The sequence below is a fragment of the Pseudomonas nitroreducens genome (genome assembly GCF_014204515.1).
Lineage (GTDB): Bacteria > Pseudomonadota > Gammaproteobacteria > Pseudomonadales > Pseudomonadaceae > Pseudomonas > Pseudomonas nitritireducens_A.
This window is the reverse complement of record NZ_JACHLI010000014.1, coordinates 1-14065: the sequence shown is the minus strand read 5'-3', so window position 1 is coordinate 14065 and position 14065 is coordinate 1. Positions and strand designations below refer to the sequence as shown.

Genomic DNA, 14065 nt, shown 5'->3' with positions numbered 1-14065 from the left:
AGATTCAGAGACCATGGAAGAACTACTCGAACTCATCCGCCACGGCAGCTTCTCGTTGTTCTTCACGCTGCTGCTGACCGGGCTTGCCCAGGTGCTCTGGCGGGTTTTCGTGCCAGGGCTGGAAGCCGCGTGGTTCTACGCGCTGCTGACGATCCTGCTGGTGGTGTTCGCCTGCCTGCCCAATGGCCTGCACTGGCTGCTGGACATCCGCCATGTCGACCTGGAGGCGGTGGATCGCGGGCAGTCGTATTTTCCCTACTCGCTGCTGTTCCTCGCCGACATAGCCGGGACGGCGCTCGGTGCGCTGGTCGGCGTGCTGCTGGGGTTGCGCTGGCAGCGGCGCCGCTGAAGGGCTGCCGCTGCGGGATCACTTGCGCAGGATGTAGACGCGAACGCCGTCCGAGCCCGGGGTGAAGTTGTAATGGCGGATCTGCGAGAAGCCGATGCGCAGGAACTCCTGTTCCAGCGCTCTGGCATGGCTGGCCTCGGCCGCCACGGCATGCGAGTCGCCACAGTGGCAGGCGTCCCCGGCTTGCGGCGCTGGCCGCTGCGAGCCGACCCGGGCGAAGAGGATCGCGCTGTCGCGGGTGACGTGATGCAGTTGGCCGAGCAGGCGCAGCGTATTCGCGTTGCACGGCGAGGGGGGGATTTCGGCGAGCAGGATGCAGTCGACCGACGCCGGCCGCAGTTCGGCGTAGTCCAGCGGGCCGGGCATCACGCGGATGCGCCGGGTGACGCCCTGGGGCAGCAGGCGGTGGGCTTCGAGCAGGGATTCCGCGGCCGGGGAGGTCGCCACGATCACGCGGTTGTTGTGCTCGGTGAGCACCGGCCAGAACAGCCCCGGCGCCTGCGACACCTCCAGCATCAGGATCGGCTCCTCCGCCACCCGCAACGCCAGCCGCAACAGCCGGCGCTTGCGCCACGCCGCGACCCTGGCGCGCAGCCGGGCGGTGAACTGCCGGCCGGAGGCGTTATCGCTTGCACGCGGCGCAACAGGGGCCACCAGGCGTTGGGGTTCATTCATGGACAGGGCTCGGCAGCTGCGACGGCTCATTGTTTCCGGCCATTATCGAGTCGGCCGATCAAGGTCTCGTCAAGGACATGTGAAAAAGTCGTGGTGGCCCGCCCAGCAGGCAGGTGCTGAAAGGGCGCGAAGAGATTCGTGAGATCAGCGCGTTTTTGACATTTTTTTTCGTCCTGCCTTGTAGGGTGCCCGCCCAACAGCCGGTTCCGGCTCTTCCGAAGTGCCGTGGCCGCGTGTTCCGGTGCATTACAACAAGGGTGTCTCCATCCCGTTCCTCCGCTCTGCGCCAATGCGTTTCCTGGCGCTGGCCGCCGTTCTCTGGCTCGTCGTCTTCTTCCTCACCCGCACGGTTCTGCTGGCGAGCCACCTGTCCGAGCTGGGTGCCGGGCACCTGGCGGTGTTCGCCATCGGCCTGCTGTATGACCTGAGTTTCCTGGTCTACGCCCTGTTGCCGCTGGGCCTGCTGCTTCTGCTGCTGCCCGCGCGGCTCTGGCGCAGCGCCTTCTGGCGCCGGGCCCTGGTGGCGCTGCTGTTCGTCAGCCTGTACGTGATGCTCTTCACCGCGGTGGCCGAGTGGCTGTTCTGGGACGAGTTCGGTGTGCGCTTCAACTTCATTGCGGTGGACTACCTGGTGTACTCCGACGAGGTGCTCAACAACATCCTCGAGTCCTACCCGATCGGCAAACTGCTGGGCCTGCTCGCGCTGATCGCCGCGCTGGCCACCCTGGCCCTGCGCAAGCCGTTGCGCAGCATTGCCCAGGCCGACGTGCCGCCGCTGCGCAAGCGTCTCGCCGGTGCCGTGGGCCTGCTGCTGGTGATGCTGCTGCCGCTGTTCCTGGTCGACCAGGAGCACCCGCGCGGCCAGGGCGGCAACGCCTACCTGCGCGAACTGGAAAGCAACGGCCCGTACCAGTTCTTCGCCGCCTTCCGCAACAACGAGCTGGACTACCCGCAGTTCTACGCGACCCTGCCCGAGCAGGAAGTCGCACGGCAGATGCGCGCGGAGCTGGCCGAACCCAATGCGGCCTTCATCGGCAGCCAGGCGCTGGACATCCGCCGCCGCATCAGCGCTGCCGGCCCGCTGAAGAAACACAACATCGTCCTGGTGACCATCGAAAGCCTCAGCGCCAAGTACCTGGGCAGCAATGGCGACGAACGCAAGCTGACGCCGAACCTCGACGAGCTGCGCCGCAACAGCCTCTACTTCAACAATTTCTACGCTACCGGCACCCGCACCGACCGTGGCCTGGAAGCGATCACCCTGTCCATCCCGCCGACTCCGGGCCGCTCCATCGTCAAGCGCATCGGCCGCGAAAGCGGCTTCGCCAGCCTTGGCCAGCAGCTCAAGGCCGTCGGCTACGACTCGGTGTTCCTGTATGGCGGGCGCGGCTACTTCGACAACATGAATGCCTTCTTCGGCGGCAACGGCTACCGCATCGTCGACCAGTCCAGCGTCAACGAGGCCGACATCCACTTCAAGAATGCCTGGGGTATGGCCGACGAAGACCTCTACGCCCAGGCGATCAGGCTTGCCGACGAGGACCACGCCAGGCAGCAGCCATTCCTCCTGCAACTGATGACCACCTCCAACCACCGGCCCTACACCTACCCGCAGGGGCGCATCGACATTCCGTCGGGCAATGGCCGCGATGGTGCGGTGAAGTACACCGACTACGCCATCGGCAAGTTCCTCAGCGAGGTGAAGAGCAAGCCGTGGTTCGCCGACACCATTTTCGTCTTCGTCGCCGACCACACTGCCGGTAGCGCAGGCAAGGAAGACCTGCCGGTGGAGAACTACCAGATTCCCCTGTTCATCTACGCACCGGCGCTGCTGCCCAGCGGCGAGCGGGGAGAGCTGGCCAGCCAGCTGGACCTGGCGCCGACCCTGCTGGGCCTGCTGAACCTGGGCTACGACTCGACCTTCTATGGCCGCGACCTGATGCAGCCCGAAGCACTGCCGCCGCACGTGGTGATCGGCAACTACCAGCACCTGGGGCTGTTCGACGGCAAGGACCTGGCGATCCTCAGTCCGCGCCAGGGGCTGCGCCGGCACAACTAGGCGCTGGGGGCCAGCGTGGAGGTCACGGCCAGGGCGGATGATCCTCTGGTGGCACGGGCAATCGCCTACTACCAGTCGGCCAGCTACGGCTTCTCCCACCACCTGCTGGAGTGGCAGCCGCAGCCGACGAAGTGATGCCCTGCGGCAACCTCAGCTGGCGGCAGGCTTGCCGCGCAGGCTCATGATGCAACCGGGGCTGGCATCCTCGACGCGCAGCTGCAGGTCATGCAGCCGCGCTACCGCCGCCACCAGGCTCAGCCCCAGGCCGTTGCCGGCGGTCTGCCGGCTGCTCTGCGCGCGGTAGAAACGGCGGAACACCGATTCGCGCTCGGCCTCGGGGATGCCGGGGCCGTTATCGCGCACGGTGAGGCCGACAGCGCCGTCCGCCGCACCGATCTCGACGCGGACATGGGCGCCTTCGGGGGAGAACTTGATGGCGTTGTCGATCAGGTTGCAGCTGGCGTCGAACAGCAGCTGCGCGTCGCCCGAGAGCAGCGCTGGAGTCGCCGCGGGTAGCAGTTCGAGGTGGATGCGCCGTTCTTCCGCCAGCGGCTCGGAGAGCTCCACCGCGTCGCTGCCGATGCGGTTCAGGTCCACCGGGGCGAAGTGGCTGCGGCGCACGCTGTCCTCGATCTCGGAGATGCGCAGCAGCGCGCGGAAGGTCAGCAACAGGCCCTTGGCCTCGTTCAGCGCGGCATCGATGGTCTGCTCGTAGTCTGCGGCCTGCAGTTCGCGGCGCTGGGCGCGCTCCAGGCCGGCGATAAGGCGGGTCAGCGGGGTGCGCAGGTCGTGGGCGATATCGTCGCAGACGCCCTTGACCTCGCTCATCAGCCGCTCCAGTTCATCGAGCATGCCGTTGACCACGGCGGAGATGCGGTCGATGTCGTCGTCGTTGCCGCGCACCGGCAGGCGCCGGCTGAGGTCGCCCTCGACGATGCGGCGGATCGCCGTGCTCAGGTCGTTGAGCCGCACCCGCGTGGAGTTGCCCAGCCACACCGCGCCGATCAGACCGACCACCAGCAGCAGGACGCCGCCGGAAGCCAGGGCATTGACCAGCAGTTCGTCGAACTCGTGGATGTCGTGCACGTCCTGGGCGGCCACGAGGATGCCGCCGTCCTCCAGGCGATGCTTGATGTAGCGGACCGGCCGGTGCTCACCGTCGGGCCGTTGCCAGCGGAACTCACCCGGTACGTCGAAACGCTTGCCGGCCGGCAACTCCTTGAGCGGCCCGGCGAGCGGCTTGCCCTGGGCGTCGAACAGCGTGTGCGGCACGCGGCCGTCGTGGTCCTGCAGGGCGTGGCGGCGGATTTCCTGCAGGCGCGTGTCCGCGTCCTGGGCGCCGCGGTTGTCGATCTGCCGGTGCAGGTTGGCGTCCACCTCGCTGCGCAGATAGACCGCGGTCTGCCAGTAGGTGTAGCCGAACAGCGCAAGGAACGACACACCGAACAGCGCGAGGAACAGCAGGCCGACGCGGAAGCCGCTGGTGCGCGGGATCTCAGCGAGGCGAACGGAGGACATAGCCGGCTCCCCGCACGGTGTGCAGCATGGGCTCTTCGCCGTCGCCGTCGATCTTGCGGCGCAGGCGGCCGATGTGCACCTCGATGACGTTGGTGCGCTCGTCGTAGGTGTAGTTCCACACCGCCTCGAAGAGCATGGTGCGGGTGACCACCTCGTCGGCGTGCAGGGCCAGGTGTTCGAGCAGCGCGTACTCGCGGGGCAGCAGGTCGATGGCCCGTTCGCCACGGCGCACGCTGCGGCGCAGCTGGTCGATGGCGAGGTCGCCGATGTGCAGCTGGTTGCTCGCCGGCAGCACCGGCCGCAGGTTGCCGCCGCGGCGCAGCAGGGCGTCCAGGCGTGCAGTCAGCTCGATGAATTCGAAGGGCTTGGTCAGGTAGTCGTCGCCGCCGGCGCGCAGGCCGCGCACCCGTTCATCGAGGGCGCTGAGGGCACTGAGGATCAGCACCGGGGTCAGCACGCCGGCGGTGCGGATCGCCGTCAGCACGCCCAGGCCATCCACCAGCGGCAGCATGCGGTCGAGCACGATGAGGTCGAAGGGCAGGCTCAGCGCCTGGACGATGCCGCTGCGGCCGTCGGCAGCCAGGGTCACCGCGAAGCCGTGGTCGACCAGCGCCGCTTCGATCTCCAGGGCGGTGGAGCTGTCGTCCTCGACCACCAGAACGTGGGCCATGCGGTATTCTCCAGGCAACATCATTCATCAGGCAGCATTGGCAATCACGGCGGATTCACATCCGCCTGGGCATAGTCTGCTGCCCGGCGGCGAAAGCACAGCTCGCCGCAACCTGAACAAAAGTTTATCTGGCCAAAGTCTATCTATCTGCGGAGCGCCCTGGATGAGAATTTTGCTGGTGGCCGAAGACGCCAGCCAGGCCGCTTACCTGGCGCGCGGCCTGAGCGAGAGCGGCTACGTCGCCGATGTCGCCGGCAATGGCGTGGATGGCCTGGAGATGGCCCTGGAGGGCATCTACGACGCGCTGATCGTGGAGCGCGAGCTGCCACGCCTGGGCGGCCTGGAGCTGGTGCGCCGGCTGCGCGCCGAAGACCTGCACCTGCCGGTGCTGATGTGCAGCGCCCAGCCCAGCGCGCTGGAACGTGTGGAAGGCCTGCGCGCCGGCTGCGACGACTACCTGTCGCGGCCCTATGCCTTCGTCGAGGTGCTGGTGCGGCTGCAGGCGCTGCTGCGCCGGCCCGGTCGCGGCGCGACCGGAGACATCCTCCGCGCTCCCGGCCTGGAGCTGGACTGCAGTGCCCGCCTGGCGTGGCGGCGGGGCAGGGAAGTGCGCCTGCAGTTCCGCGAGACCCTGCTGCTGGCCCGCCTGCTGCGCCACCAGGGCCAGCCGGTGAGCCGCGACCTGCTGCTGGAAAGCGCCTGGGACTACCATTTCGACCCCAACGACAACGTGATCGACAAGCACATCCATCGCCTGCGGCGCAAACTCGACGAGGGTCATTCGCGCTCGATCATCCGCACCGTCGCGGGCGCCGGCTACCTGCTGGAGACGGACGATCCGGACTGATCTTTCGCTCCCTTCGCCCAACTAAATCGTCCAGCCAGATCGCCCAGCTAAATTTAAGTTTAACTTCCGGGGAATGGCCTGCCAGCAAGCCGGCCTTACCGTGGAACCCAGTCAGGACGCAGTCCAACCCGGTTCCATGGAGACCCCACCCGTGCCAGACGCTGCCCGTCCCCAACGCCTGTTCCTTGCGCTGCCGCTCGCCCTGGGGCTGAGCCTGCTGGCGGGCTGCTCGCTGGTGCCGCAGTACCAGGCGCCCAAGGTTCCCGCCGCTGCCAGCTGGGACTCGGTCAGTGCGCAGAAGGGCACGGCCGCTGCCGGTGGCGCCTGGTGGCGCGAGTTCTCCGACAGCGAACTGGATGCGCTGATCCAGCTCGGCCTGCAGAGCAACAACAACCTCGCCGCCGCCATGGCGCGCATCGACCAGGCGCGGGGCAACGCCGAGGTGGCCGCCAGCGGGCTGTTTCCGCAACTGAGCCTGGATGGCACCTACCAGCGGCAGAACGACTACTCGACCACCGCCAAGCGCTCGATTGCCCTCGGTGCCAGTTACGAGATCGACTTCTGGGGCGCCCACCGCGCGGCGGCCGATTCGGCGGACCAGTTGACCCAGGCCTCGCGGCTGGATGCGCAGACCGTACGCATGACCCTCACCGCGAGCATCGCCGACAGTTACTTCCAGGTGCTGTCACTGCAGGACCGTATCCGCCTGGCGCAGACCATCGCCGACGATGCCCGCCAGATGCTGCAACTGGTGCAGGTACAGGCCGGTCTTGGCTCCGCGTCGGACCTGGAAGTGGCCCAGCAACGCAATGCCCTGAAGACTTTCGAGGCCGCCGTGCCGGCCTTGCGGCAGCAGCGCGACCAGGCGCTCTACCAACTGGCGGTGCTGGTGGGTGCAGCGCCCCAGGGCTTCAGCCTGCAACGCCAGCAACTGGGTGAAATGGCCGTGCCTTTCCCCAGCGTCGGCGTGCCGCTCGACCTGCTGGCCCAGCGCCCGGACATCCAGGCCGCCGAAGCGCGCCTGAAATCCGCCAACTTCGACGTCGGCGTGGCCCGCGCGGCGTTCCTGCCGAACGTCTCGATCAACCTGCTGGGCGGCGTCGACACCCTCGGCTCCGGCGCGATCTGGAGCGTGCTCGGCTCGATTGCCCAACCGCTGTTCACCGGCGGCCAGCTCGAAGGCCAGCTGGACACCAGCAAGGCGCGCTCCCGCGAGCTGCTGGCGAACTACCGCGAGCAGTGGATCGAGGCACTGCAGGACGTGCAGACGCAGATCAGCGCCCGCCAGCAGTTGCAGCAGAGCTACGGGCTCAATCAGGCCGCCGTGCAGGCCGCCCGCGAGGCTTCGCACCTGGCCCAGGTGCGCTACCGCCTGGGCTCCATCGACTTCCAGACCCTGCTGATCGCCGAGCGCACCCAGTACCAGGCCGAGGACGCGCTGCTGCAGGTGCAGTTGCAGCACCTGCAGTCTTCCGTCGGCCTGTTCCGCGCCTTGGGTGGCGACTTCAGGCAGGCCAGTACCGCTGTCGCGCAGGCTTCCAGCGTTGCCGCTTCCATGCCGTCCGATTCCGCCCGCCAGGAGCCCCGTCCATGAACTTCCCCCCTCTGTCACGCCAGCGCCTGGCCTGGTGCATCGTGGCCGGCATCGTCGTGATTGCCATCGCCGCCGTGAGCCTGCCCAGGGTCGGTGCGGCGCCGGCCAAGGCGGAGCCCGCCGCGATTCCGGTGCAGACCGCCCAGGTGGACCGCCGCGACATGCCGGTGTGGGTGTCGGCGATCGGCGACGTACAGCCGCTGAACAGCGTCAACGTGCGCGTACGCGCCGATGGCGAGCTGACCGACGTGCTGTTCGGCGAGGGGCAGATGGTCCAGGCCGGCAGCCTGCTGGCGAAGATCGACCCGCGTCCGTACCAGGCCCAGCAGGACCAGGCCCAGGCGCTGGTCGCCCGTGACCAGGCGCAGGTGGCCAACCTCAAGTCGAACCTCGACCGCGCCAGCAAGCTCGCTGCCGCGAAGGCCGGCCCCAGCCAGGACGTCGACACCTACCGTGCACAGCTGGCTGCCCAGCAGGCCACCCTGCGGGCGGACCAGGCGGCCCTGGACAGCGCCCGCCTGCAGCTGTCGTTCACCCAGATTCACGCGCCGTTCACCGGCCGCACCGGCCAGCGCCTGCTGGATGCCGGTTCGATCGTCCACGGCAGCGAAGCCACCGGGCTGGTGACGCTGACCCAGATGGACCCGATCTCCGTGGCCTTCGCCGTCTCCCAGGACCAGCTGCCGCAGATTCTCGCCCGCCAGGCCCAGGCGCCGCTGGAAGTGGTCGCCATGAGCCGCGACGGCAGCCAGGAGATCGCCCACGGCAAGCTCAGCTTCATCGACAGCCAGGTGGCCACCGCCAGCGGCCAGGTGCAGCTCAAGGCGCAGTTCGACAACGGCGCGCAGAAGCTCTGGCCGGGCCAACTGGTCACCGCACGCCTGCTGCTCGATACCCAGCGCGCGGTCACCGCCATTCCGGAGAACGCCGTGCAGCTGGGCCGGGATGGCGACTATGTGTATGTGGTCAATGCCCGCCAGCAGGTGGAAGCGCGCCCGGTGCAGGCCGCGGACGTGGTGGTCGACGGCATGCAGTGGATTCGCCAGGGCCTGGCGCCGGGCGAGACCGTGGTGACCATCGGCCAGCCGCGCATTGCCCCTGGTGCCCGCGTGGCGTCGGTCAAGGCGGAGGCCGTGGCGAGCAGCGCGAGCACGCTGAACGCCGCCAATGCCGGGGGGCGCCAGCCATGAACGGCCTGATGGGGCTGATTCCGCGCCGCGTCGGCCTGAGCATGCTGGCCATCGGCGCCATGCTGCTGGGCGCCTTCGCCTACCTCAACCTGCCGGTGGCGGCGCTGCCGACGGTGGACTTCCCGACCATCCAGGTCACCGCGCTGCTCTCCGGGGCCAACGCCGAGACCATGGCCAGCTCGGTGGCGACGCCGCTGGAACGGGCGTTCTCGGCCGTGCCGCAGATCACCGCGATGACCTCCTCGAACGCCGCCGGCAAGACCCAGATCGTCCTGCAGTTCGACCTCAACCGCGACATCGACGGCGCCGCCGGGGACGTCCAGGCGGCGATCAACGCCGCCACCGCCAACCTGCCCAAGACCATGACCAGCCTGCCGACCTTCAACAAGGTCAACCCGGCGGAAGCCACCGTGCTGTCGCTGGCGGTGACCTCGCCGGTGCGCACGCTGCCCGAGCTCAACCAGTACATCGACAACTACATCTCCCAGCAGTTGTCGCAGATCCCCGGCGTCGGCCTGATCGACTTCCACGGCCAGCAGAAGCCGGCGGTGCGCATCCGCATCGACCCGGACCGCCTGACCGCCCGCGGCCTGACCCTGGAAGACCTGCGCGCGACCATCGGCAACGCCACCCTCGACCAGCCCAAGGGCAACCTCGACGGGCCGACCCGCTCGATCACCCTGGGCGCCACCGACCAGTTGCTCGACCCCAGGCACTACCGCGAGCAGGTGATCGCCTACCGCAACGGCACGCCGATCAAGGTCGGCGATGTCGGGGGTGTGATCGCCGGCGCCGAGGACACCGAGCAGGCGGCGATGCTCGATGGCCAGCCGACAGTGATCGCCGACATCCACAAGCAGCCCGGCTACAACGTCATCCAGACCATCGAGAACATCAAGGCGCGGCTGCCGGCGCTGATGTCGCAGCTGCCGGCGGACGTCCAGGTGCACATCGCCGGCGACCGCACCCAGACCATCCGTGCCTCGGTGGCCGACGTCGAGTTCACCCTGCTGCTGTCCATCGCCCTGGTGGTGCTGGTGATCTTCCTGTTCCTGCGCCGGGCCACGGCCACGCTGATCCCGGCGATGACCATCCCGCTATCGCTGGCGGTGACCTTCGCGGTGATGTACGTGCTCGGCTACAGCCTCGACAACCTGTCGATCATGGGCCTGGCGATTGCCGTGGGCTTCGTGGTGGACGACGCCATCGTGATGATGGAGAACATCGTGCGCCACCTGGAGATGGGCAAGCCGCGGCTGCAGGCCGCCATGGACGGCCTGCGCGAGGTGGGCATGACCATCGTCTCGATGACCGTGTCGCTGGTGGCGGTGTTCCTGCCGATCCTGCTGATGGGCGGCATTGTCGGCCGCCTGCTGCGCGAGTTCGCCATCACGGTGAGCATCGCCATCCTGGTGTCCTGCGTGATTTCCCTGTGCATCACGCCGATGCTCTGCGCCTGGTTGCTGAAACCCCATGCCGAGGAGGCCGCGCCGGGGCGCTTCTCGTTGTTCTGCGAGCAGTGCCTGCAAGCGATCCACGATGGCTACGCACGCACCCTGGACTGGGTATTGCGCCACCAGCGCGTGACCCTGGCCGGCGTGCTGGCGACGCTGCTGGCCACCGCTGTGCTCTACGTGGTGATTCCCAAGGGCTTCTTCCCCGAGCAGGACACCGGGCTGATCGTCACCGTTGCCGAGGGCGCGCCGGACAGCTCGCCGCTGGCCATGCGTGAACAGGTCCGCGAGGCAGCGGAAATCGCCCGCCAGGACCCGGCGGTGGACAAGGTGTACTTCTGGATCGGCCCCAGCCCGACCATCAGCCAGGCGCGCATCGTCCTCGCGCTGAAACCCTTCGCCCAGCGCGACGTCTCGGCGCGCCAGGTGATCAACCGCCTGCAGGGGCCGCTGGGTGCGGTGACCGGCCTGCGCCTCTACATGCAGCCGACGCAGGACCTGCAGTTCGGCGGCCGGATCAGCAAGACCCTCTACCAGTACACCCTGCAGGACCCCGACAGCAGCGAGCTCAGCCACTGGGCAGACGTGCTGCTCAAGCGCATGCAGGCCCTGCCGCAACTGCAGCACGTGGCCTCGGACCAGCAGCAGGGCACCGCCCAGGCCACCCTGCAGATCGACCGTGCTTCGGCGGCGCGCCTGGGCGTATCGATCCAGACCATCGACGACGTGCTCTACGACGCCTTCGGCCAGCGCCAGATCGCCACCATGTTCACCCAGCTGGACCAGAACCACGTGATCCTCGAACTGGACCCGAAATGGCAGGTGTCGCTGTCGACCCTGCAGCACCTCTACGCGCGCTCCGACGCCGGCAACCTGGTGCCGCTGGACATGCTCGCCAGCATTCACCGCGAGCTGGTGCCCATCGTCATCAACCACCAGGGCGTGTTCCCGGCCATCACCCTGTCCTTCGACCTGGCGCCGGGCAAGTCGCTGAGCGACGCGGTGGCGGCGATCCGGCAGTCCACCGCGCAGATCGGCCTGCCGGATGGAGTGCAGGGCAGCTTCCAGGGCACCGCCCAGGCCTTCCAGGATTCGCTGAGGTCGCAGCCCTGGCTGATCCTCGCGGCGGTGCTGACCGTCTACGTGGTACTCGGTGTGCTCTACGAGAACGCCATCCACCCGCTGACGATCATCTCCACCTTGCCCTCGGCCGGCTTCGGCGCGCTGGTCGCGCTGCTGCTGTTCCGCCTCGACCTGTCGGTGCTCGGGCTGATCGGCATCCTACTGCTGATCGGCATCGTCAAGAAGAACGCAATCATGATCGTCGACTTCACCCAGGCCGCCCAGGAACGTGGCATGCCCGCCACCGAGGCGGTGCGCGAGGCGTGCCTGCTGCGCCTGCGGCCGATCCTGATGACCTCGCTGGCGGCGCTGCTGGGCGCGGTGCCGCTGGCTTTCGGCCATGGCGCCGGCGCCGAACTGCGCCAGCCGCTGGGGATCGCTATCGTCGGCGGGTTGCTGGTATCGCTGATCCTCACGCTGTATTCCACGCCGGTGATCTACCTGTGGTTCGAGCGCCTGCGCGAGGCGCGGGCAAAGGCCGCCACGCCGCGCGCGGAGGCCCTGCCGGGCTAGGGCGTCGGGTCCTTCATTGCCTGCAGCCGATCCACCAGCGCCCGCGCGCAGGCGGGCAGGGCCTCGCGGTCGCGCAGCAGCACGCTGCGCTCGCGGATCACCCAGGGCTCGTCCAGCGCCAGGATGCGCAGGTTCATGGTGCGGCTGTGGCGCACGGCAGCCGTTTCGGGGATCACACCGATGCCGACGCCGGCCTCGATCATCCGGCAGATCGCCTCGAAGCTGGCGACCTGGATGCGCAGATTCAGCTCGCCGCCCATGCGGTCCACCCGCTCACGCAGGAAGCTCTGCAGGGTGCTGCCCTCGTGCAGGCCGATGTGCGGGTAACCCAGGGTGTCGGCGAGGGTCAGCCGGGGCAGGGCGCCCAGCGGATGATCCGGGGCCACTGCCAGCACCAGGCGGTCGGTGCTGAAGTGCACCACCTGCAGGCCTTCGGCGCGCACCGGTCCGGCGACTATGCCCAGGTCCGCCGAGCCATCGAGGATGGCGCGGACGATGTCGCGGTTCAGCCTTTCCTGCAGGTCGACGCTGACGCCGGGGCGCCCGGCGAGGAAGTCGGCCAGCAGTTCGGGAAGGAATTCGGTGCAGGCCGTGGTGTTGGCGAAGATGCGGATATGTCCCACCTGGTCGCCGGCCTGGCCGCTGAAGTCGCTCTTCAGGTGATCCACCTGGCGCAGGATCAGCCGCGCGTGCTGCAGCAGGCGCTGGCCCGCCGGGGTCAGTTCGACGCCACGGTTGTCGCGGTAGAGCAGGCGGCACTCCAGCTGGCCTTCCAGCGCCTTGATCCGCGCGCTGGCGGCAGCCGCCGAAAGATGCGCGCGGCGCGCGCCCTGGGTAAGGCTGGGGGCTTCGGCGATATGGGCGAAAAGCCGCAGGTCGGCCAGGTCGAAGTGCATGGACGGTTCTCCGTAAAGCGATGAGCAGGCCCGCTAGGCTTTGAATGCCGGGATAGCGTTAGGCAAAAGCTAACGCTGGATTATGAAAATGTGGATTCGACGAACGCAAGCCCTGTTGCATGCTCCGTCCATCCACTCTGACAGCCACGAGAGAGCAGAAATGAGCGATTCGCCTTACGCCGACTGGATCGGCCGCTCCCAGGAGCGCGAGGAAGAACTGAGTGCGCTGCTGGTGCGCCGCCTGGCCGTGACCCTGGCGGAAGAGGTTCCCGTAGCGGGCGACGCGCTGCCACCGCTGTGGCACTGGATGTTCTTCCAGGACGAAGTGGTCGAGTCCGGCCTGGGCGCTGATGGCCACCCTGCACGCGGCTGCTTCCTGCCGCCGGCCGAGGGGCGCAACCGAATGTGGGCCGGCGGCCGCCTGGAATTCCACGAGTCGCTGCGGGTCGGCGGCGTGGCGAAGCGCACCACCACCATCCTCAATGTCGAGGAAAAGCACGGCCGCACCGGCGCGCTTTTGTTCGTCACCCTGCGCCACGAATTCGCCCAGGACGGCCGCCTGGCGTTCAGCGAGGAGCAGGACATCGTCTACCGCGAACCCACGCCGCCCAAGCTCTCCAGCGGCGACGCGCTGCCCGCCGGAGACTGGAGCGAAGCCGTCGAGCCGACGCCGATCCTGCTGTTCCGCTATTCCGCGCTGACCTTCAACGGCCACCGCATCCACTACGACTGGCCCTACGTCACCGAGGCCGAGGGCTATCCGGGGTTGGTGGTCCACGGCCCGTTGATCGGCACCCTGAACCTGCGCGCGTTCTGCCGCGCCAATCCCCAGGCCCGCCTGCGCCGCTATGCCTACCGTGGCCTGCGCCCGCTGATCAGCCCTGAAGCGTTCGAAGTCGGCGGCCGCCTGAGCGGCCCCGGCAAGGCCGAGGTCTGGGCCGGCAACGGCGCCGGTATCGCCCAGCGCGGTGAAGTGGAATTCGACTGACCGCACCCGGCTGCTGCTCCAAAAGCCCGGTGCCTCCAACAAGCCCACGACTTACAAGAAAGACATGAGGTGTTTCGATGACGTCCACCCCCGAAGAACTCCAGGCCATCCGTGACGGCGTACGCGCTCTCTGTGCGGAGTTCCCCGCCGAATACTGGCGCAAGATCGATGAAGAAAAGGGCTTCCCCGA

The 14065-nt window shown here is 68.1% G+C and carries 11 protein-coding genes and 1 pseudogene; 8 read left to right on the top strand and 4 right to left on the bottom strand.

Features of this window, described 5'->3' with window-relative positions:
- The first annotated feature begins 13 nt into the window (after positions 1–13).
- Complete coding sequence (locus tag HNP46_RS17730; RefSeq protein WP_184591361.1) at positions 14–349, top strand: hypothetical protein; 336 nt, start codon at positions 14–16, stop codon at positions 347–349.
- An 18-nt stretch (positions 350–367) separates the two neighbouring features.
- Here HNP46_RS17730 and HNP46_RS17725 read toward each other — a convergent pair whose 3' ends face one another.
- Entirely contained in the window at positions 368–1024 is a 657-nt protein-coding gene (locus tag HNP46_RS17725) for a hypothetical protein (RefSeq protein ID WP_184591359.1), read from the bottom strand.
- Between the two features lie 289 nt (positions 1025–1313).
- Here HNP46_RS17725 and HNP46_RS17720 point away from each other — a divergent pair.
- Positions 1314–3218 (top strand): annotated as a pseudogene (locus HNP46_RS17720) (LTA synthase family protein).
- A 15-nt stretch (positions 3219–3233) separates the two neighbouring features.
- Here HNP46_RS17720 and HNP46_RS17715 read toward each other — a convergent pair.
- Both HNP46_RS17715 and HNP46_RS17710 read right to left on the bottom strand, forming a co-directional pair.
- Positions 3234–4601: a sensor histidine kinase gene (locus tag HNP46_RS17715; RefSeq protein ID WP_184591357.1), complete on the bottom strand. Its 1368-nt coding sequence runs from the start codon at positions 4599–4601 to the stop codon at positions 3234–3236.
- Complete coding sequence (locus HNP46_RS17710) at positions 4579–5271, bottom strand: response regulator transcription factor (RefSeq protein WP_184591354.1); 693 nt, start codon at positions 5269–5271, stop codon at positions 4579–4581. Before HNP46_RS17710 ends, HNP46_RS17715 begins: the two co-directional genes overlap by 23 nt.
- 163 nt (positions 5272–5434) lie before the next feature.
- Between HNP46_RS17710 and HNP46_RS17705 the strand changes: the two genes are divergently transcribed.
- The 4 genes from HNP46_RS17705 (at position 5435) to HNP46_RS17690 (ending at position 11991) form a co-directional block, all read left to right on the top strand.
- On the top strand, positions 5435–6118 hold the full coding sequence (locus HNP46_RS17705; protein ID WP_184591352.1) for a response regulator transcription factor: 684 nt from the start codon (positions 5435–5437) through the stop codon (positions 6116–6118).
- A 151-nt stretch (positions 6119–6269) separates the two neighbouring features.
- Positions 6270–7712, top strand: a complete 1443-nt coding sequence (locus HNP46_RS17700) for an efflux transporter outer membrane subunit (RefSeq protein WP_311771818.1) — start codon at positions 6270–6272, stop codon at positions 7710–7712.
- Positions 7709–8902, top strand: coding sequence for an efflux RND transporter periplasmic adaptor subunit (locus HNP46_RS17695; RefSeq protein WP_184591348.1), 1194 nt, complete (start codon positions 7709–7711; stop codon positions 8900–8902). Before HNP46_RS17700 ends, HNP46_RS17695 begins: the two co-directional genes overlap by 4 nt.
- On the top strand, positions 8899–11991 hold the full coding sequence (locus HNP46_RS17690) for an efflux RND transporter permease subunit (RefSeq protein ID WP_184591346.1): 3093 nt from the start codon (positions 8899–8901) through the stop codon (positions 11989–11991). The genes HNP46_RS17695 and HNP46_RS17690 overlap by 4 nt, the downstream gene beginning before the upstream one ends.
- Here HNP46_RS17690 and HNP46_RS17685 read toward each other — a convergent pair.
- Entirely contained in the window at positions 11988–12887 is a 900-nt protein-coding gene (locus tag HNP46_RS17685; protein ID WP_184591344.1) for a LysR substrate-binding domain-containing protein, read from the bottom strand. The two genes, HNP46_RS17690 and HNP46_RS17685, sit on opposite strands and share 4 nt — an antisense overlap.
- Before the next feature lie 160 nt (positions 12888–13047).
- Between HNP46_RS17685 and HNP46_RS17680 the strand changes: the two genes are divergently transcribed.
- Together HNP46_RS17680 and HNP46_RS35680 are read left to right on the top strand one after the other, a co-directional pair.
- Positions 13048–13875, top strand: a complete 828-nt coding sequence (locus tag HNP46_RS17680; RefSeq protein WP_184591342.1) for an FAS1-like dehydratase domain-containing protein — start codon at positions 13048–13050, stop codon at positions 13873–13875.
- A 77-nt stretch (positions 13876–13952) separates the two neighbouring features.
- The coding region (locus HNP46_RS35680) for an acyl-CoA dehydrogenase family protein (protein ID WP_221455026.1) at positions 13953–14065 on the top strand (113 nt) is incomplete at its 3' end.

Coding starts and splice junctions, on each gene's coding strand:
- HNP46_RS17730 (WP_184591361.1), top strand. CDS start 14: ATGGAAGAACTACTCGAACTCATCCGCCACGGCAGCTTCTCGTTGTTC.
- HNP46_RS17725 (WP_184591359.1), bottom strand. CDS start 1,024: ATGAATGAACCCCAACGCCTGGTGGCCCCTGTTGCGCCGCGTGCAAGC.
- HNP46_RS17715 (WP_184591357.1), bottom strand. CDS start 4,601: ATGTCCTCCGTTCGCCTCGCTGAGATCCCGCGCACCAGCGGCTTCCGC.
- HNP46_RS17710 (WP_184591354.1), bottom strand. CDS start 5,271: ATGGCCCACGTTCTGGTGGTCGAGGACGACAGCTCCACCGCCCTGGAG.
- HNP46_RS17705 (WP_184591352.1), top strand. CDS start 5,435: ATGAGAATTTTGCTGGTGGCCGAAGACGCCAGCCAGGCCGCTTACCTG.
- HNP46_RS17695 (WP_184591348.1), top strand. CDS start 7,709: ATGAACTTCCCCCCTCTGTCACGCCAGCGCCTGGCCTGGTGCATCGTG.
- HNP46_RS17690 (WP_184591346.1), top strand. CDS start 8,899: ATGAACGGCCTGATGGGGCTGATTCCGCGCCGCGTCGGCCTGAGCATG.
- HNP46_RS17685 (WP_184591344.1), bottom strand. CDS start 12,887: ATGCACTTCGACCTGGCCGACCTGCGGCTTTTCGCCCATATCGCCGAA.
- HNP46_RS17680 (WP_184591342.1), top strand. CDS start 13,048: ATGAGCGATTCGCCTTACGCCGACTGGATCGGCCGCTCCCAGGAGCGC.